The sequence below is a fragment of the Streptomyces sp. NPDC045026 genome (assembly GCF_056432625.1).
The window spans coordinates 1-19,163 of sequence record NZ_JBWKIS010000034.1 but is presented as its reverse complement, the minus strand read 5'-3'; the positions used below and the strand labels follow the sequence as shown (position 1 = coordinate 19,163).

General features: G+C 69.8%; 17 protein-coding genes. 4 read left to right on the top strand and 13 right to left on the bottom strand.

The genetic code is table 11. The features are described from left to right. Window positions 1-193: 193 nt before the first annotated feature. Together AC07EJ_RS40280 and AC07EJ_RS40275 are read left to right on the top strand one after the other, a co-directional pair. Complete coding sequence (locus AC07EJ_RS40280) at window positions 194-433, top strand: hypothetical protein (RefSeq protein WP_389484945.1); 240 nt, start codon at window positions 194-196, stop codon at window positions 431-433. 100 nt (window positions 434-533) lie between these two features. Continuing rightward, on the top strand, window positions 534-947 hold the full coding sequence (locus AC07EJ_RS40275) for a hypothetical protein (protein WP_389484943.1): 414 nt from the start codon (window positions 534-536) through the stop codon (window positions 945-947). 25 nt (window positions 948-972) lie between these two features. Here AC07EJ_RS40275 and AC07EJ_RS40270 read toward each other — a convergent pair whose 3' ends face one another. Then, window positions 973-1,368: a helix-turn-helix domain-containing protein gene (locus AC07EJ_RS40270; protein WP_389484941.1), complete on the bottom strand. Its 396-nt coding sequence runs from the start codon at window positions 1,366-1,368 to the stop codon at window positions 973-975. A gap of 172 nt (window positions 1,369-1,540) precedes the next feature. Beyond that, entirely contained in the window at window positions 1,541-2,593 is a 1,053-nt protein-coding gene (locus AC07EJ_RS40265; protein ID WP_389484938.1) for an NAD(P)-dependent alcohol dehydrogenase, read from the bottom strand. A gap of 136 nt (window positions 2,594-2,729) precedes the next feature. On the opposite strand from AC07EJ_RS40265, the gene AC07EJ_RS40260 reads away from it, so the two are divergent. Further along, window positions 2,730-3,653, top strand: a complete 924-nt coding sequence (locus AC07EJ_RS40260) for a helix-turn-helix domain-containing protein (RefSeq protein ID WP_478886099.1) — start codon at window positions 2,730-2,732, stop codon at window positions 3,651-3,653. Window position 3,654: 1 nt separating this feature from the next. On the opposite strand, the gene AC07EJ_RS40255 is transcribed toward AC07EJ_RS40260, so the two are convergent. From AC07EJ_RS40255 to AC07EJ_RS40230, 6 genes are all read right to left on the bottom strand, one after another. Further along, complete coding sequence (locus tag AC07EJ_RS40255; protein ID WP_389484933.1) at window positions 3,655-4,425, bottom strand: group II truncated hemoglobin; 771 nt, start codon at window positions 4,423-4,425, stop codon at window positions 3,655-3,657. Between the two features lie 145 nt (window positions 4,426-4,570). Beyond that, window positions 4,571-7,882 (bottom strand): S8 family peptidase, encoded by a 3,312-nt coding sequence (locus tag AC07EJ_RS40250; RefSeq protein ID WP_478886098.1) that lies wholly within the window; start codon window positions 7,880-7,882, stop codon window positions 4,571-4,573. Between the two features lie 151 nt (window positions 7,883-8,033). Beyond that, a complete protein-coding gene (locus AC07EJ_RS40245; protein WP_356289540.1) occupies window positions 8,034-8,720 on the bottom strand; it encodes an ABC transporter ATP-binding protein in 687 nt (228 codons plus the stop codon). Between the two features lie 50 nt (window positions 8,721-8,770). Then, complete coding sequence (locus AC07EJ_RS40240; protein ID WP_389484926.1) at window positions 8,771-10,228, bottom strand: ABC transporter permease; 1,458 nt, start codon at window positions 10,226-10,228, stop codon at window positions 8,771-8,773. Window positions 10,229-10,368: 140 nt separating this feature from the next. Further along, entirely contained in the window at window positions 10,369-11,637 is a 1,269-nt protein-coding gene (locus AC07EJ_RS40235) for a L,D-transpeptidase (RefSeq protein ID WP_389484924.1), read from the bottom strand. A 273-nt stretch (window positions 11,638-11,910) separates the two neighbouring features. Continuing rightward, window positions 11,911-12,255, bottom strand: a complete 345-nt coding sequence (locus AC07EJ_RS40230; protein ID WP_389484921.1) for a hypothetical protein — start codon at window positions 12,253-12,255, stop codon at window positions 11,911-11,913. Between the two features lie 109 nt (window positions 12,256-12,364). Between AC07EJ_RS40230 and AC07EJ_RS40225 the strand changes: the two genes are divergently transcribed. Beyond that, entirely contained in the window at window positions 12,365-12,649 is a 285-nt protein-coding gene (locus tag AC07EJ_RS40225; protein WP_389484919.1) for a hypothetical protein, read from the top strand. Window positions 12,650-12,708: 59 nt separating this feature from the next. On the opposite strand, the gene hutH is transcribed toward AC07EJ_RS40225, so the two are convergent. From hutH to AC07EJ_RS40200, 5 genes are all read right to left on the bottom strand, one after another. Then, window positions 12,709-14,247 (bottom strand): histidine ammonia-lyase, encoded by a 1,539-nt coding sequence (gene hutH / locus AC07EJ_RS40220; RefSeq protein WP_393589551.1) that lies wholly within the window; start codon window positions 14,245-14,247, stop codon window positions 12,709-12,711. Window positions 14,248-14,311: 64 nt separating this feature from the next. Further along, on the bottom strand, window positions 14,312-15,463 hold the full coding sequence (locus AC07EJ_RS40215) for a GGDEF domain-containing protein (protein ID WP_478886097.1): 1,152 nt from the start codon (window positions 15,461-15,463) through the stop codon (window positions 14,312-14,314). 65 nt (window positions 15,464-15,528) lie between these two features. After that, on the bottom strand, window positions 15,529-16,320 hold the full coding sequence (locus tag AC07EJ_RS40210; protein ID WP_478886096.1) for an enoyl-CoA hydratase/isomerase family protein: 792 nt from the start codon (window positions 16,318-16,320) through the stop codon (window positions 15,529-15,531). Between the two features lie 39 nt (window positions 16,321-16,359). Continuing rightward, entirely contained in the window at window positions 16,360-17,472 is a 1,113-nt protein-coding gene (locus AC07EJ_RS40205) for an adenylate/guanylate cyclase domain-containing protein (RefSeq protein ID WP_393589549.1), read from the bottom strand. Between the two features lie 456 nt (window positions 17,473-17,928). Then, window positions 17,929-18,810, bottom strand: a complete 882-nt coding sequence (locus tag AC07EJ_RS40200; RefSeq protein ID WP_389484907.1) for a biotin--[acetyl-CoA-carboxylase] ligase — start codon at window positions 18,808-18,810, stop codon at window positions 17,929-17,931. Window positions 18,811-19,163 lie beyond the last annotated feature (353 nt).

The following is a 19,163-nucleotide window of genomic DNA, read 5'->3' as shown; positions in this document are numbered from 1 at the left end:
GAACTCTCTCCTCCGTCACCGTCCCTGTCACCGTCCCGGTCATCGGGTGGTCAAAGGGTGGCCAGGTCGTGGCCAAGCCGCCGTATGCGTTCGACATGTGGCCCCTACGGCGGGTGACATAGCCGGATTTGCCCTTTCCCTTGCTGGCTAGTGTGACGGTCTCGTCGCCGGTACGGCCATCACCGCCGGCCTGGTGGCGGCCGCGCCCTTCGACGTCCCCGTGGCCGTGGTGGCCGGGGTCGGCGGCGCAGTCGTGATCGGCGCGACCGGCGTCATCGACCACGCCTTCCACGAGCACTGGAGCGAGGACATCCACAAGGACGGCGTGGTGGGCGGTGTGCTGCACGGCAGCGGCCATGTCCTCTCCCAGACCGGGGACGACTTCAAGCGACTTGGGAAGGATGTCTGGGGTGGCATCAAGAGCATCTTCTGAGGTTCCCGCCGCGGGGGCCTCGCCCGTGCCGGGCGATGGACGGATTCCGGTGCTACCCGGGCTCGGGACCAGTTGGTACGAGCGTGGGGTGCGGTACTGGATGCGGCGTACCGGGACCGGTGTGCTGTGGCTGGTCGTGCTGGCGTTCTTCTGTTTCGTCTCCCTGAGCCTCTACTCCGGGTTCCGTGAGGTGCTGCCGTCCGGCGTGCGCACCGTGTGGGACGTGGCGCAGGCCGTCGCGGCCTGCGTGGCTGTCGTGTGGGGCTGGATCGTGCAGCGGCGGGCGCACCGCAGGGATCTTCTGGACCCGCCCAGTCCCGGGCGGGCCCGTGCCAGGCGGCGGGCCTCCGCCGGGCGCTCCACCGGTCTGGCCGTCCTCGGCCGTGGCCTCGTGGTGATCGCCGCTCCCGTCATGCCGGCGTTCGCCGCGTTCTGTGTGGGCTGGAGCGTCGCCGCGCTCACCGTCCGCGAATATCCGACCGAGGTCGGCGCGCGGCGGGCGCTGCAGGGATAGGACCACTCGCACCGAGGCGGCGTCCTCAGGCCGCGAGGCGTACCTCGCCCTGGCGCGGGGCGGCCCGGCGGACGGTGTGGCCGGCGGGCGGAGTCGCGAGGCGGAGCAGTTCGGACTGGCCGAGGGCCAGGACGTCGGCGAGACCGAGGCCCAGGGCGCGGGCCGCGGCCGCCAGGACCTCGGACGACGCCTCCTTGAGGCCGCGCTCGATCTCGGAGAGGTATGGCAGGGAGATCCGGGCCGCGTCGGCGACGTCCTTCAGCGTGCGTTCCTGGGCGAGGCGCTCGCGGCGCAGGACATCGCCCACGATGTCGCGCCAGAGCGGTTCCTTGGGCGGCACCCCCGCGGGCTCCGCCGGGACCGGGCGCAGGGCCGGGTGCAGAGGGATGACGCCGGCCTGGTGGGACGCGTGGCTGCTCACGGGTTCAGCGTAGGAGCGGCGCACGCCGTGCGACACAGCGTTCTGCCCGCGGCAGAAAACGACGCCCCACTGTTCTGCATACGTCATACGCCCCGGCAGGATCGGTTCGATGACCCGATCCTGCCGGGGGACGGACGGACCGTCGACGACGCCTCGGTCAATGCCCGAGGGATCAGATCGTCGCCGTGTCGATCACGAACCGGTACCGCACGTCGCTCGCGAGCACGCGCTCGTACGCCTCGTTGATCTGGCTCGCCTCGATCAGCTCGATCTCGGAGCCGAGGCCGTGCTCGGCGCAGAAGTCGAGCATCTCCTGGGTCTCCTGGATGCCGCCGATGCCGGAGCCGGAGAGGGACTTGCGGCCCGCGATCACGGAGAACAGGTTGATGGAGATGGGCTCCTCGGGGGCGCCCACGTTCACCAGGGCGCCGTCCGTCTTCAGGAGCGAGAGGAACGCGCCGAAGTCGAGCGGGGCAGAGACCGTCGACAGGATGATGTCGAAGGTGCCGGCCAGCTCCTCGAAGGTCTTCGGGTCGCTGGTCGCGTAGTAGTGGTCGGCGCCCAGCTTGAAGCCGTCCTCCTGCTTGCGCAGGGACTGCGACAGGACGGTCACCTCGGCGCCGAGCGCGTGCGCGATCTTGACGCCCATGTGGCCGAGGCCGCCCATTCCGAGGATGGCGACCTTCTTGCCGGGGCCGGCGTTCCAGTGCTTGAGCGGGGAGTACGTGGTGATGCCCGCGCACAGCAGCGGCGCGGCCTCGTCGAGGGCGAGGCCCTCGGGGATGCCGACCGTGTAGTTCTCGTCGACGACGATGTGGGTGGAGTAGCCGCCGTAGGTGGGCTCGCCGTTCTTGTCGAGGGCGTTGTACGTGCCGACGTTGCCCTTGGCGCAGTACTGCTCGAGGCCCGCCTTGCAGTTGTCGCACTCACGGCAGGAGTCGACCATGCAGCCGACGCCGACGCGGTCGCCGACGGCGAACTTGGTGACGCCGGTTCCCACCTCGGTGACGATGCCGGCGATCTCGTGGCCGGGGACCATCGGGAAGATGCCCTCGCCCCAGCCGTCGCGGGCCTGGTGGATGTCGGAGTGGCAGATGCCGGCGAACTTGATGTCGATCAGGACGTCGAACTCGCCCACCGGGCGGCGCGGAATGGTGGTGCGCTCCAGCGGGGCCTTCGCGGAGGGTGCGGCGTAGGCGCTGACGGTGGTGTTCTCTGAGGTCATACGTCCAGCGTGCCCCAGCCGGAGGCATCCTTCGAGCTCAGGGCCTTGCCCCGCTTTGCGTACGCCCACTGGTCCTACTACTGGCGGGGTCAGGAACACCTTCGTACGACTGTGGCCGCCCGGCGATACTTGGAGCATGGACGATGAGGGCACCCCCGCCACCCCGCCCGTCGGTGAGCCGCTGGACCGGCGGGCCGAGCTGAGCGAGTTCCTGCGCACCCGGCGGGCCCGGCTGAAGCCGCAGGACGTGGGGCTGCCGGACTTCGGCAGGCACCGGCGGGTGCCGGGCCTGCGCCGCGAGGAGCTGGCGCAGCTGGCCGGGGTGTCGGTGGCGTACTACACGCGCCTGGAGCAGGGGAACGGGCGGAACGTGTCGGCGGAGGTGCTCGACGCGATCGCGCGCGCCCTGCGCCTGACGGACGCGGAGCACGCGCATCTGACGCATCTCGCGAAGCCCAAGCAGCACAAGAAGTCGAAGCGGTCCACCAGGCCCCATCAGGTGCGGGTCGCGCTGAATCAGCTCCTGGACACGCTGGACGGCGTCCCGGCGTACATCGGCGGGCCGCGCTCGGAGATCCTGGCGTGGAACCGGATGGCAGCGGCGCTCTTCGGTGACTGGGGCGAACTGCCGCCGCCCGAGCGGAACTGGGCGCGGCTCGTCTTCCTCGACCCCTCCTACCGCGACCTGTTCCTGGAGTGGGAGTCCAAGGCGTCCGACATGGTCAGCTATCTGCGCCTGTACGCGGGCTGTCACCCCGACGACCCGGAGCTTTCGGCCCTGGTCGGTGAACTCTCCGTCAAGAGCGAGGAGTTCAGGCGGCTGTGGGCGACGCACGACGTCAAGGAGAAGGGTCACGGCGTGAAGCGGATGCGGCATCCGCTCGTCGGTGACCTGGCGCTGATGTACGAGACGCTGCACCTGCCGGACGACGAGGAGCAGTTCCTGGTCGTGTACCACGCGGAACCGGGCTCCCCGTCGGCCGAGGCGCTGCGCCTCCTCGCGAGCTGGGGCACGGACGCGGTGCGGGCGGGCCAGGGACAGAGCCACACCCAGGACTGAGCTACGGCTGATAGGGGGGCGCGGCCCCCCAGTTCCACTGCGGTACGGGCTGTTCGGCGGGCCGGGCCGCGTCGGGTCCCGAGAAGTACACGGCGAGCCGGGTGCCCCACTCGACGTAGGCGCTGAACGCCGAGCGGAACTCGGCGTCGGCCGGCAGGCCCGCCTCGTCCGCCGCGTCCTGCATCAGATTGACCCAGCGTCGGCGCTGGGGCTCCGTGATGTGCTTGCCGACGTGCTTGGCGACCATGTGGCTGTGCCCGCCCTGCTGTTCGGAGTAGGCGGCGGGGCCGCCGAAGACCTCGCCGATCCACAGGGCGACGTGGCCGGCGTGCTCGGGCGGGAGGCCGGCGAAGAGGGGGCCGAGCAGGTCGTCCTTGAGGACCTTGGCGTAGAAGACGTCGGTGAGCCGTGCGAAGGCCTCGGCGCCGCCGGCCCAGTCGTGCAGCGAGGGCACGGACGCGCCGGTGCCGCGTACGGACGTCGGCTTGTAGTGGCGCATCTCGTCGATGTTCCCGACGTACGGCCTGATCTCGGCGAGGAAGTCCTGGAAGAGCTCGGACTTGCGGAAGCCCTCGGTGTGGTCCTCGGTCGAGGTCCAGGTGATGCGGAGGATGAAGTGTTCGAAGTCCTCCTCGCAGCGCGCCAGTTCGTAGTCGACGCAACTTGGCGCGGCGGCGAGCCGGGTGGCGGCGCGCGTGTAGGCCGCGAGGAACTCGGCGGACCGGTCCTCGGGGATCCGGTAGCGGATGTACTCGACTGTCTGCGACGTCATGGCAGTCATCACAGCACGGGTGGCCCGCCCCGGCCATGAGGTCGGGACGGGCCACCTGGGCCGTCAGCGCCGGGCGTAACGGGCCGTGCCCGTCACTACGCCTGCGGGCGTAGCGCGCCTACGCCACGCGCCGCGCGCACCGCGGCTACTTGCCGTAGTACGCGTTGTAGACCGAGATCGTCGACTTGTTGCCCTTCTTGTCGGCGATCTTGGCGTGGAAGGAGACGGCCTTGCCCTTGGCCGGGTTCTTCACGGTGACCTTGCCGTTCTTGACGTCCAGCTTCTTCCACGTCTGGCCGTAGTCGTAGGAGACGTACACGGCCAGCGACTTGAGGTTGCTGCCCGCGGCCGCGCCCTGGACCGTGACGGGGACCGACTGGGTCTTGTCGGCGGGGGCGGTGCTGTCGAGGCCGACGGCCGCGTCGAAGCGGGCCGTGGACAGCGGCAGCCTGGCCGACTCGGCCGACGAGGCCGGCTTCTTCGAGCGGAACGTCCAGCTGGCGTCGACGCGGGTGGAGGCCGCGGCGATCTTGACGCTGCGCTTGATGGACGTCGACAGCTTGTACTCGGCGTCGCCGGACGTGACCTTGAAGGGCTTCTCGCCGACCAGCGGGTCATCGTTCTCGCCGACCTTGGTGCTGCCCTTGTAGAGGGTGGTCTTCACCGAGAGGTACTGCGAGTAGCCGGCGTGGGTCTTGCCGTCGGCGTACATCGGCAGGTTGCCGTAGATCTCGTTGCCGTCGCGGAAGACGCCGTAGTCACCGCCGATACGGGGACCGAAGACGCCGGTGTTGAACGTCTTCTCGTACGCCTTGCCGCCCTGGAACGACTGGGGCGCACCCAGCGTGTAGGAGGCCTCCTCGGTCGGGAAGCCGTCGCTGTCCTCGGGGCCGTTCTGCGAGAACTCCAGGCCCCACTTCACCTTGTCGCCGGTGGACAGGTGCACGGTGCGGGTGCCGGGGAGCTTCTGGTCGACGGCGGTCGACCAGCCGCCGGAGCTGACGGGCAGCATGCCGATCGCGCCGAGGGAGCCGGTCTTGTCCTTGGCCGCCCCGCCGAGGCCGACCTTGACCGTGGCCAGGTCGCTCGGCTTGTAGTTCTTGGTGTAGCCGGTGGCGAGCTTCTTGACGGCGCCGCCGGAGACGGTGTCGTACTCGGTGTCGGCGCCCTTCGTCCACGCGCCGGTCCACTGCTGCTGGAGCTTGACGCCGGTCGGCTCCGGGCCGAGGCCGGCGGTGCGGAAGTTGGCGTACGAGTCCAGGAGCCAGCCGAAGCTGGACGAGGAGTTGGCCGTGTCGACGGTGAATTCGGGCGCGGCCAGGATGCCTTCGGCGTCGGCGTCGGGGACGGTCACGGACACGGGCTTGGTGGTGCGGGCGTCGAGCGTGACCGTCGTGTTCTTCGTGACGTCCAGCTTCGGCTGCGCCAGCCAGTCGGCGCCCTTGGAGAAGTCCTCGGGGTCGGCCGCCAGGAACTCGTTCAGAATGTAACTGCCCTTGGGGACACGGACCTTGACGGTCCCCGAGTCCGGGTCGTACGCGCCGAAGACCTCACCCTCCGAGGCGCCGGTCAGGGCGGACAGGGACGTCTCGTAGCCCTGGGCGTCCTTGCCGTCGCGCCCGATGTGCTTGAGCGTCACGTCGTACGACTCGACCTCGCGCTGCACGGCGGCCGCGGTGCGCACGGACTGGCCGCCGCCCGTCGCCACGACGTACGCGGAGTACGCCCCGTCGACCGTGCCGCCGAGCTTGGTGTCCGCGGTCAGGTCCACGGAGGCGGTGCCGCCCGCGGGGACGGTCACCTTCGTCGCGCCGAGCTTGAAGAAGCCGGCCGGGGCGGCCTGCCCCTTGGGGTTCGTGCCGGTGGCCGTCAGGTCGAGGGTGACGTCCTTGGTACCGGTGTTCCGGTACGTCACCTTCTTGGTGATCGCGGTGTCGTCGGTGTGCGGCCACTGCGCGATGCCGAAGCTCACGGAGACGGGCTCGGCGAACACGGTCTGCTCGATGGCCTTGTCGACCTGGATGCGGCCCGAACCCTGCTCGAAGGGCGTGTACTTGCCGCCCTTGGTGGAACCGGTGAGGACGCCCTTGAGCTGGGCGGACTTCCAGTCCGGGTGCTCCTGCTTGAGGATCGCGGCGGCGCCCGCGACGTGCGGCGTCGCCATCGACGTACCGGAGATCGTGAGGTAGCCCTCGGGGTTCTCGCCGACCTCCTTGTCGATGACGCTGCCCGGGGCGGCGGCGGCCGTGATGTCGACGCCGGGGGCGGTGACGTCCGGCTTGACGGCGCCGTCGCCGATGCGCGGGCCGCGGCTGGAGAAGTCGGCCAGCTTGTCGTTGTCGTCGACCGCGCCGACGGTCAGGGCGGCGTCCGCGCTGCCCGGGGAGCCGACGGTCGAATCGCCGAACTCGCCGTCGTTGCCCGCGGCGATGGCGAACAGGATGCCCTTCTCGGCGGACAGCTTGTTGACCTCGGCCTCAAGGGGGTCGATCTCGGGGGTGTCGCCGCCGCCGAGGCTGAGGTTGACGACGTCGGCACCCTGGTCGGCGGCCCACTCCATGCCGGCGAGGATGCCGGAGTCGTCGCCGAAGCCTTCGTCGTCGAGGACCTTGCCGTTGAGCAGCTTCGCTCCGGGAGCCACGCCCTTGAACTTGCCGCCGGATTTGGCCCCCGTACCGGCCGCGATGGACGCGACGTGCGTGCCGTGGCCGAAACGGTCCACCGCGTCGGCGGCGGTGGAGAAGTTCTTCTCGCCGACGACCTGGCCCTTGAGGTCGGGGTGGGTCGCGTCGACGCCCGTGTCCAGGACGGCGATCTTGACGCCCTTGCCGTCGTAGCCGGCCGCCCACGCCTTGGGGGCGCCGATCTGCGGGACCGACTTGTCCAGGCTGGCCTTGCGCACACCGTCGAGCCAGATGCGGCTGATGCCGGAGGCGGCGGTGCCCCGGGAGGTCGTGACGGCGTCCCAGAGGCGGGTGGCGTCCTGCTTGGGCGTGGTGACGGCGTCCGCGTTCAGGGACTTGAGCGTCCTGCGGACCGTGGTGTCACCGGCGTCGCGCACGTCGGCTCGGGCGGCGGTCGCGGTGCCCTTGTAGCCGACGATCACCTTGAGGCCGTGCTTCTGGGCCTTGCGGTTGGCCGATTTGGAGAGCTCGGTGACGTCGAAGAGCCGCTGGTCGAGCTTGCCGCTCGCGACCAGGCGCTGCGCGTCGGCCGGCACCACGAGGGTGTGGCCGCCGACGGTGCGCGTCTGCGCGGGGATGTGCTCGCGGCCCTTGGCGTGCTGGTAGCCGGCCGGCTTCCCCTTCGCGTCGAGGGTGACGCGGTCGCCGGTGATGAGCGTGATGTGCTGCTTGGGCGCGGCCTTCGCGGCTTCGCCGGACTGCGCCGCAGGGGCGGCGGCCACGGCCGGGGCGGTCAGACCCGCGGTGAGGACGAAGGCCGCCGCGGCGGCCACCGTCGTGGCGCTCAGTCTCTTCGAGGTTATTCGTGCCTGTCTGTGCAACTTTCCCCCTGGTGACGGTAGTTCACCGGTGGGAGACCCAAGCGGCCCCCCTGCAAAGAGATGATGCAGGGGAGCCACGGGTTGTGCACTGAAGCGATCGAAATCAGACAGCTTTTGAGTTTTCCGTGATGGTGATCCGGCCCTTGCGGATGGTCGCGAGCCGGGGCGCCCTGCGGGCGATCGACGAGTCGTGCGTGACCATGATGAAGGTCAGCCCGTGCTCCTTCCACATGGTCTCGAGCACGTCCATGATCTCGTCGCGCATGGACTCGTCGAGGTTGCCGGTGGGCTCGTCGGCGAGCAGCACCTTGGGGTTCTTGACGAGGGCGCGGGCGATGGCGACGCGCTGCTGCTGGCCGCCGGACATCTCCCCGGGCAGATGGCCGAGCCGTTCGCCGAGGCCGACCGAGTTCAGGGCCTGCGCGGCGCGTTCGCGGCGGTCGGCGGCCTTGAGGCCGAGCGGCACGAGGGCCGTCTCGACGTTCTCCTGGGCGTTCAGCGTCGGGATCAGGTTGAAGCTCTGGAAGACGAACCCGATGGACTCGGCGCGGAACTTGGTGAGCCGCGCCTCCGGGAGCTTCGCCAGGTCGACGCCGTCGAGCTCGATGCTGCCCGCGGTCGGCCGGTCGAGTCCGCCGAGCATCTGGAGGAGGGTGGACTTGCCGCCGCCGGTGGGGCCCTGGATGACGAGCCGGTCGCCGTCTCCGATGGTCAGGTCCACCCCGGCGAGCGCGTCGACGGTGTCCTTGCCGCGCCGGTACTGCTTGGTGACGCCTCTCAGCTGATACATGGTGCAACTCCTGCGGTACGTAGAGGTGTTCGGGAGGCCGCGCGGTGCGGCTACTCGACGCGGCGCAGGGCGTCGGCCGGGCGAAGGCGGGAGGCGCGCCAGCCTCCGAAGGCGCCGGCGATCAGGCCTCCGGCGACGGCGAGGCCGACGGCGAGCGTGATGGTGGTGGCGCTGACGGGCGCGCTGAGGGCGATGTCGAGGGTCTTGCCGGCCGCCTGGCGCATGCCGGGGCCGCCCATGGCCAGGCCGCCGGCCCGTCCGCCGCCGGCTGCGCCGGAGCCGAGTTCGGCAGTGAGGGTGGGGCTGATCGCGGTGACGGCGTAGGCGCCCGCGAGGCCGACGGCGATACCGAGGACGCCGCCGACGAGCCCGTTGACGACGGCCTCGCCGACGACCTGGCGGGTGACGCGTCCGGACTTCCAGCCGAGCGCCTTGAGGGTGCCGAACTCCCGTACGCGGCGGGAGACCGCCGACGAGGTGAGCAGCCCCGCGACCAGGAACGCGGCCACGAGTACGGCGATGGAGAGCCACTTGCCGACGTTCGCCGCGAGGTCGGAGGCGGTGGACAGCGAGCCGGAGACGGTGTCGGCGAGATCGGCCGAAGTGGTCACCGTCGTGCCGGAGATGTTCTTCTGGATGGCGGACTTGACCGCGGAGATCTGCTGCGAGTCGGTCGCCTTCACATAGACCGTGGTGATCTTGTCCTTGGCGTCGGCGAGGGTCTGCGCCTGCTTCAGCGGTACGTACAGGTTGGCGGCCGCGTCACCGGTGTCCGGCGTCGCGATGCCGATGAGCTTGTACTTGACGCCCTTGATCTTGACGGTGCCGCCGAGGGCGAGCTTCTTCTCCTTGGCGTACGACGCGTCGGCCACGGCGACCTTGGCATCGGTCTCGGACGTCTTGAACGTACGCCCCTTGGTGACCTTGGAGGAGGTGAGCGGGCCGAGGCCCTGCTTGGCCACGTCCGTGCCGTACACGCTGTAGGAGTTGACGTCGAAGGAGGCGCCGCCGCCCTCGACCCGGCCCTGCGGCTGGCCGCCGGAGCCGCCCGGTCCGCCCTGGCGGGTGGTGGCGCCGCCCTGGTCCTGCTTGAACTGGCCGCGCTTGAACTCGCCGTTGACCTTCATCACCTGGAGGCTGAGGCCGCCCACCGAGTCGGCGACGCCCTTCTGCCCGGCGACCTTGGTGACGGTCGACGAGGCGAGGGTCTGGAAGCCCTGCACCATGACGCGGTCGCTGCTCTGCTCCTCGCCGTCGTCCTTGGCGCCGAACTCGAACCGCGGCCGCCCGGTCTCCCCGCTCTTGGGCGCTTCGGCGGCCTTGGTGACGGTCATGTCGGTGCCGAGGCCGTACAGGGACTGGAGAACCTTGTCCTGGGCCTGGCTCATGCCGGAGGACACGGAGTTGACCACGATGACCAGCGCGATGCCGAGCGCGAGCCCGGAGGCGACGACGAGGGCCGCCTTTCTGCGGCGGCGCAGTTCGCGCCTCAGGTAGGTGAAGAACATGCCGTGAAGCTAGGGACACACCGTGATGATCGGATAAGCCCGGGATAAGAGGCGGATGAGAACTCGCTGGAAAGCCCGAAGGCCCGCACCCTGTCGCCAGGGTGCGGGCCTTCCGCGAGGACTGCCGGACGAAAGGACCGTCAGACGGCCGAACCGGCCGTCCACTGCGCCCAGTCCAGGTTCCAGCCGTTGAGGCCGTTGTCCGGCTGGATGGTCTTGTCGCCGGTGTTCTTCACGACGACGACGTCACCGACCATGGAGTTGTTGTAGAACCAGGCACCCGGCGTGTTCGGGTCATTGGCACCCTTGGCGTCGGACAGGCCGACGCAGCCGTGGCTCGTGTTGGCGCCACCGAAGATCGACTTGGCGCCCCAATAGTTGCCGTGGATGAAGGTGCCGGAGGCCGACAGACGCATCGCGTGCGGCACGTCCTTGATGTCGTACTCGCCCTTGCCGTCGGTGCCCTTGAAGCCGACCGTCGAGCCGTCCATCCGGGTCTCCTTGAACTTCTCGGAGATCACCATCTGGCCCTGGTACGTCTTGTTCTCCGGCGAACCGGCGGAGATCGGGATGGTCTTGACGACCTTGCCGTCCCGCGTGACCGTCATGGTCTTGGTCGCCGCGTCGACGGTCGAGACCTGGTTGCGGCCGACCTTGAAGGTGACCGACTTCTGCTGCACGCCGTAGACGCCGTTCGCACCCTCGACGCCGTCGAGGTTCAGCTTCAGCGTGACCGTGGAGCCGCCCGTCCAGTAGTCCTGGGGGCGCAGGTCGAGGCGCTGGTTGCCGAACCAGTGGCCGACGACCTGCTGGCCGCTGCTGGAGGTCACGGTGATGCCCTTCTGGACATCGGCCTTGTTCGTGATCGCCTTGTCGAAGTTGATCGAGACCGGCATGCCGACGCCGACGGTGGAGCCGTCCTCGGGCGTGAAGTTGCCGATGAAGCTGTTGGCCTGCGAGACCGTGGTGAACGAGGCGTTCTCGTGGGCGGCGCGGCCGCTGGAGTCCTTGGCCTCGGCGGCGATCTTGTAGACAGTGGCGCGCTCGAGCTGGCCGGCAGGCTTCCAGCTCTTCTTGTCAGCGGATATCTGCCCCTGGACCGCCGCGCCCTCGGCGGTCGTCATCGTCACGTTCGTGAGCGAACCCTTGCTCACGGTGACGGCTGCGGCGTTGTTGATGCTGGCGTTGTCGGAGCCGTTCTTCGGCGCGATCTTGATCAGCGCCTCCGACGTCTTCTTGGCAGCGGCCTCGTCGACGGCGGCCTGTGACTTCGTGCCGCCGCCATCGGCACCGCGGGCCTCGCTGCCACTTCCGCTGCACGCGGAGAGCACCAGCACTCCTCCGACCAGAGCGGACGCGGCCATCAGACCCTTGCGCCGCTTACTGTCCGTCATCACACGCATCTCCATCGTCGCCGATTTCCCAACAACCCCGAAGGCCCTGCGGGCCCCGATCCCCGCCGAGCGGGAATCCCCATCAGCCCATGTAACGCCATGACCGGTTCGTCCCGTTCCAATTCCGTCCCCGATGTGGGGGATGACACGTCCGACTGCCGTGACCAGGCATGCACCAGTGGTAACGGAACCCTCCTGGTGCCCCCTGTGGGACGGGAAAACCCCGGCCGGCGGTTGCCACCCGGGGTTCCCGAGTCCGTGCGCTCCTGCCCGGCCCCGCATCCCGCCCTAGTCGTCCGCGTCGAGAGCGTCGCCGGCTTCGTCATCATCCACGTCGAGGTCCCAGTCGGGCGAATCGGGATCGTAGTCGACCTGTTCGCTGGACCAGGAGGCCTGCACGAGGTCCGTCCCGGGCACCTCGCCGACCAGGTCGAACGGGTCGACGAGATAGGCGAGTGCCTCTGCCTCGTCCTCGTTGACGGCGGCCTCGGCGTGGGCCCGCTCGTCGGCCGGCATGTCCTCGTCCTCGGCGATGCGCTGCAACGCCGCTCCGGTGACGGCGGCGGTGTCCTCGATTTCCAGGACCAAATCAACGCGGAGCCGAACAAATCGTGATGCCTCAGGGGTGCTCATACGACGGAGCGTATGCCTCACCCCACCCGTGACTTTCCTGTGACCCGCACCTTTCACTAACATCGCCTCACACGGCCAATTCGCCAGCTCCACAAGGGGGATCGATTCCGTGTCCGTCGCACGACGATCGCTGCTCACCGCCACTGCCGCCGGGACACTCCTGGCTGCTCTGTGGTTCGTTCCGTCCGCCACCGCGACGCCCGAGAAGACAGCGGAGGCAGATCAGCAGCAGACCGCGACAGCGGTACACGCGCAGTCCGAGGGCCAACTGCGCCTGGCCGACACGGGAACGGTCGACACCACGCCGTACGTGATCGGCGGGTCGGCGTTCCTCGGCATAGGCGCCGGCTTCCTGACGTACTCGGCCAGGAAAAGCCGCATGACCGCCTACTGAGCAACGCAGGGGCGGGCCGCACCCCTATGGGTGCGGCCCGCCCGTGTTCTCCGTAACTCCTAGGCCAGCGGCCCCGTGACGGGCTCCACGGCCGCCACCAGATGCCCGCCGCGCACAAAGGCGTCCGCGGCCGCGAGGTCGGGCGCGAGGAAGCGGTCGGGGCCCGGACCCTGAACTCCCGCCGCCCGCACGGCATCGATCACCGCACGGGAAGCCGGGGCCGGCGCAAGGCCCTCGCGCAGCTCGATGCCGCGCGTGGCCGCGTACAGCTCGACGGCGACGATCCGCGTCAGGTTGTCGATCGCGGTACGCAGCTTGCGCGCGGCGGACCAGCCCATGGACACGTGGTCCTCCTGCATCGCGGAGGACGGGATGGAGTCCGCGGAGGCGGGCACGGCCAGCCGCTTCATCTCGCTGACCAGGGCGGCCTGCGTGTACTGGGCGATCATCAGGCCGGAGTCGACGCCCGCGTCGTCGGCGAGGAACGGCGGCAGCCCGTGGGACCGGTTCTTGTCGAGCAGGCGGTCGGTGCGCCGCTCGGCGATCGACCCGAGGTCGGCGGCGGCGATGGCGAGGAAGTCGAGCACGTAAGCGACGGGCGCGCCATGGAAGTTGCCGTTGGACTCGACGCGCCCGTCAGGCAGCACGACAGGGTTGTCCACGGCGGACGCCAGCTCGCGCTCGGCGACGAGCCGCGCGTGGGCCATGGTGTCCCGCCCGGCACCGGCGACCTGCGGGGCGCAGCGCACGGAGTACGCGTCCTGCACGCGCGGCGCGTCGTCCTGGAGGTGCCCGGTGAGCTCCGAACCCTTCAGCACGGCCAGCATGTTGGCCGCGCTGGCACCCTGCCCGGGGTGCGGCCGGATCGCATGCAGCTCAGGTGCGAGGACCTTCTCGGTCCCCAACAAGGCCTCGAGCGACAAGGCGGCGGTGATGTCTGCGGACTTGTACAGGTTCTCCAGATCGGCGAGCGCCATGACGAGCATGCCGAGCATGCCGTCGGTCCCGTTCAGGAGAGCGAGCCCCTCCTTCTCCCGCAGCTCGACAGGCGCGATGCCATGGGCGGCGAGCAGCTCGCCTGCAGGAGCAAGAACACCGTCGGGCCCTTCGGCGTCGCCCTCCCCCATCAACGTAAGAGCGCAGTGGCTGAGCGGCGCGAGGTCGCCGGAGCACCCGAGGGACCCGTACTCGTGCACGACGGGCGTGATCCCCGCATTGAGGACGTCGGCCATGGTCTGCGCGACCTCGGGCCGCACGCCGGTGTGCCCGGAGCAGACGGTCTTCAGCCGCAGGAACATGAGCGCGCGCACGACTTCCCGCTCGACGCGCGGGCCCATTCCCGCCGCGTGCGAGCGGACGATGTTCCGCTGCAACTGGGCCCGCAGGTCCTGGCTGATGTGCCGGGTGGCGAGCGCGCCGAACCCGGTGGAGACCCCGTACACGGGTTCGGGCTTCGCGGCCAGCGCGTCCACGATCGCGCGGGCCGAGGCAAGGGCGGCCACCGCCTCTTCGGAGAGCTCGATCCGGGCATCCGCCCGCGCCACGGCGACGACATCGGCCGCGCTGACGCCGGACGTCCCCACCACCACAGTGTGCATATCCATATTCAGGAGCGTACGAGGTGAAGAGCCCAATGTCACGACCGAGTTCGGGATGGACCCCTTACGCCCCCGCGTCCCGCCCCCGGAGCCGGCGCCGCTCACCGTCACCGACGGCGGGCGGAGGCGAGTCGGCAAGGCGCACGACGGGATCGTCGGGACCGTCCCGCCCGGCCACCACGGGCTTCACGGCCCGCAGCGCCTTGGCCCGGTACTGGGCGGCATCGGCAAGCCGGAAGAGCCGCCGCGCGCTGAGCACCTCACCGATCGGATCACCGGTGGAGGCAATCCCGCAGGCGACGCCCTCCCCCAGCTCCAACTCGGAGGCGCGCAGGCACAGTTCCTCGCCCGCCCGCACCACGTCATCGGCGTCGGGCCCCACCGCCACCAGACAGAACTCGTCGCCCCCCAGCCGAGCGGCCAGGGTCCCCGGCAACATCGCGCCGCACAAAGAGAGAACGGATCCGAACCGCTCCAGCAACCGGTCCCCGACGGCATGCCCCAAGGAGTCGTTGACGCGCTTGAGCCCGTTCAAGTCACACACGACAAGAGAAACAACGTCACCCCCGACCCGGTGCCGCTCGATCGCCTCGTCGAGCCGCATATCGACGGCACGCCGATTGGCAAGTCCGGTCAGGGCGTCGGTGAAGGCGAGCCGCCGAGCCTCCTCGAGCCGCTCGGTCTGAGCGATACCGGCAGCGGCAACAGCGGCAAGAACGGTGGCGAAGGCGGCATCGTGGGCGCCGAAGACCTCGGCGCCCGCGGGCCGGGCGACGTACAACTCGCCCCAGGCGCGCCCGTGGAGAACAATCGGCGCGACAACGCAACACCCACGCCCCCGCCGGCGCAGGGCGGCAACGCGCTGATGGCAGTAGCCGCCCCCCTCCACGGTCCCGGCGGCGGTCTCGACCCAGGCGCGCGGAGCACCCCCGCCCACCCACTGCTCGTGCAGGAACTCGGTGATCTCCGGGAACTGGTGCACGGGATAGGCCTCGTCCTCGGGGAACTCGACCTCACCCTCGGCGCGCTCCCCCACGTTCACGAGGACGCGCAGCCTCCCGCGCTCGCGCTCCCACACGGACAGAGCCGCGAAGGTACCGGACAGAGCGCGGCAGGCCCCGAGGGCGGCGGCCCGCCAGGACTCACGCGGAGACTGCGCCGCGGCCATCCCCTGCGCCATCGCGACCACGGCCCGCAACCGGACTTCCTCTCCCATAGGCCAAGATTAGGAAAGAAAAGCCCAAGTCGATACATTCAAGACCCATACGAGGCCAGGAATAGTCATTCACCGGGCCACTGAGGCGCCCGCTTCTCGTTGAAGGCGGCGACACCTTCCGCCCGGTCGCCGGAGAAGGCGACGGATCGCCAGGCGGCGTCCTCGACCTCGAGCCCGGCACGCAGATCGAGCCCGTACCCCACCCTCAGAGCGCGCTTGGCAGCACGAAGCCCCACAGGCGAATTGGCGGCGATGCGACCGGCAAGCTCAAGCGCAGCCTCGCGATCGCCCCCCGCCCCCACCACCGAATCGACGAGCCCCATCTCCAGGGCCTCCCGAGCCTCGACGCGCCGCGCCGAGAAGATCAGCTCCGCGGCCTTCGCGGCCCCCACGCGCCTCGGCAGCAACTGCGTACCGCCCCCGCCGGGAATCACACCCACAGACACCTCGGGCAGCCCCACGACGGCGGTCTCGTCGGCCACGATCAGATCGCAGGCCAGAGCGAGCTCGAACCCGCCGCCGAGAGCGAACCCGTGCACAGCGGCGATGACAGGCATAGGGAGCTCAAGAACACCGCCGTAGGCCCCCCGGGTCAAAGGCCGCTGCCGAAGAAGCTCGGCATCGGAAAAGGAGTTCCGCTCCTTCAGGTCGGCCCCGACACAAAAAGCACGAGAGGCAGACGAGGAAAGAACAACAACGCGCACGCCACCATCACCCGCCAGAGAGACACAAGCCTCCCCGACACTCACCGCCATGGCGCTGGACACGGCGTTCATGGCCTTGGGCCGATCGAGAACGAGCTCGGCGACAAAACCGTGCCGACACACCTCGACGAACTCTCCGAACCGCTCGCTCACAGACCCTCCCGGTTAACGACAGTTAACAACGGCAGAATCCTAGAGCGGCCGCCGCGTCAGAAGCCAGGGCTCGATGACACCGAGCCCACGCACGGGCCGCTGCCACATGGGCTGCAGAGCAAAGCGGTACGAGGGCGCGTCCTCGCCCTCCTTCTCGGCTAGCGCGGCGGCCTCGGCCTCGGAAACGGGCGCCTCACCGGTCCGCTGCAGCTCCTCCGCGAACGCACCGTCGACCAGCACCGCGTCCCGAGGAGCTATCGAGGTGAGCCGACTCGCCAGATTCACGGTCGTCCCGAAGACATCACCCATCCGGGTCGTCACGGTCCCGAAGGCCATCCCCACCCGCACCTCGGGCATGGTCTCGTCATTGGCCATGGTCTCGATGAGCCGCAGAGCGATCTCGGCGGCGATCCCCGAGTCGTCGGCGGCGTACAGCACCTCATCGCCCAGAGTCTTGATCAACCGCCCGCCGTTGGCGGCAACAAGATCGGCGGCCGTGGTCTCAAAGGCCTCGACGAGCTCCCCGAGCTCCTCTTCCTCCATACGCCGGGTGAGCCGCGTGAAGCCGACGAGGTCGGCGAACCCGACGGCAAGCCGCCGGTCCACCATCTCCTCATCGTCAGCGGCCTGCACCACACGCCCGGTGGCCGCGGCCAACTGCCGCCGCCACACGTAGACGAGAAACTCCTCCAGCTCGGGCAGGAGCAGCTCCATCAGGGGATACGTGACTTCGGTACGGGTCATCCCGGGCTCGGGAGGCTCGGTGAGCCCCTCCAAGAAGGAATCGATCTGCCACTCGGCAAGCCGGGCGGTGGTCTGCCCGGTGGACCGGGCGACCTGCACGGCCATGGCCTCGCTGAGCAGCCCGGCCTCGACAAGCCCGGCAAGCCGCCGCAGGGCGAGCACATCGGCCTCGGTCAGCGCCTTGGCCTGCCCGATGTCGGCAAACCCCATGGCCCGCCAGAACCGGGAGGCGAGCTCCATGGAAACACCGGCGCTTCGCGCGGCCTGAAACGGCGTATACCGCCGCTCCGCACCGAGAATGAGCCCCTCGAGCCGGAGGGCAAGCGGATCCTCACCGCCGGCACCGTCCTCGACAGACTCGATGTCGGATGGGGTGCCCGCGCCGGAGCCCGAGTCGTCGACGGTCACGCCTGCTGCCCTTCCGATCTGCCACGGTCATATATCGACCGGCCTCAACTTTACGGCAGGTGTGCCGCAGCTCACTCCCCCAGCACACACGAGTCCTGACCCCCACCCAAGTACAACGGAAAGAACGCCCCCACGACGGATCAGCCGGGTACGAGACAAGATCCGCCGACGGGGGAATGGAGAGCCCACCGGGCAGTCGGCCGCGTACGAGACGGGAGGGGCCGTGGGGGCATGTGCGCGCGGAGCCACCAGCACCACGTACAGCCAATTTGGTTAGGCAGCGATGCCCCATAGAACAGCGAGCACGTACATGCCCCCACGGCCCCGCACCCAAAAACGCACCTGAGCAGCCCACACCGAGCCGGCACCCGAAAGCACACCTGAGCAGCCCACACCGAGCCCGCACCCGACGACGCACCACCTCAGGAAGCCGCACCCGAAAAGCCAAGGCGCCCCTCAGTCTCCCGCCCGCAGATGAACGATGTCCCCCGCCCCCACAGGCTGCTGCACACCGTCCTCGGAGGCGATGACGAGCCGCCCGTCCCCGTCCACGGCAACCGCCTCCCCCACAAGCTCCTGCCCCCCAGGAAGCTCCGCCCGCACCTTCCGCCCAAGCGTCGCGCACCCCGCCGCATAGGTCTCCTGAAGCCGCGACACGGCAGGATCCCCACCCGCGGCCCGCCACTCGACGAACCGCTCCTCCAGCGACCGGAGAACGGCCCGCAGCAGCGGGTCCCGGTCGGTGGAAACGGCCCCGGCCAGGGCGAGCGACCCGGCCCGCGGCACAGGCAGCTCGTCGGCGCGCAGCGAGACGTTGAGCCCGATCCCCACCACCACACCGTCCCCAGCCCGCTCGGCAAGGATGCCCCCGGCCTTGCGCTCCTCGCCGTCCACATTCACCAGCAGGTCGTTGGGCCACTTGAGGGCGGTGTCGACCCCAGCCGCGCGCGCGAGCCCCGTGGCGACGGCCACCCCGGTGAGCAGCGGCAGCCACCCCCACCGCTCCACGGGCACATCGGCGCCGGGCTTCAGGAAGACGGAGAAGAAGAGCCCGGACCGCGCAGGAGCGGTCCACTGCCGGTCGAGCCGCCCGCGCCCGGCGCTCTGCGACTCGGCGACGAGGACGGCCCCTTCCTCGGCCTTGCCGCTCAAGGCGAGGGCGACGAGATCGGAGTTGGTGGACCCGGTGGCGGGAACAACGTCGACGGAGGACCACAGCCCGCCACGCACAAGGGCGCGCCGCAGGGCGGTGGCGTTCAACGGCGGCCGGTCCAGGTCCGACCACTGCTGACCGTCGTTCGCGTCGGAAGGATCGTCTGATGCATTTCGGGGCGTCATGCAACCCACCCTAGGTGTGGTAAACGCCGCACTGCTGAACGGTATCCACGCCACTACGCTACGAGCCAGTAGCACCAGGGCCAGGTGCCAAGCAGACCCAAACCCTGCCGCACCACACCGCACCACACCACGAGCGTCACCGCACCCCGCACCGCACCCCCGCGCCACCTCGCCCACCCCCGTCCTCACGTCCCCATTGAGCAGCCAGGGAGCCGCATCCCGATGTCCGTTCCGGAAGAGCCCAACGTGTCCAGCGCCATCGACATCCACACGACCGCGGGAAAGCTCGCGGACCTGCAGCGCCGGATCGACGAGGCCACGCACGCCGGCTCCGCGCGCGCGGTGGAGAAGCA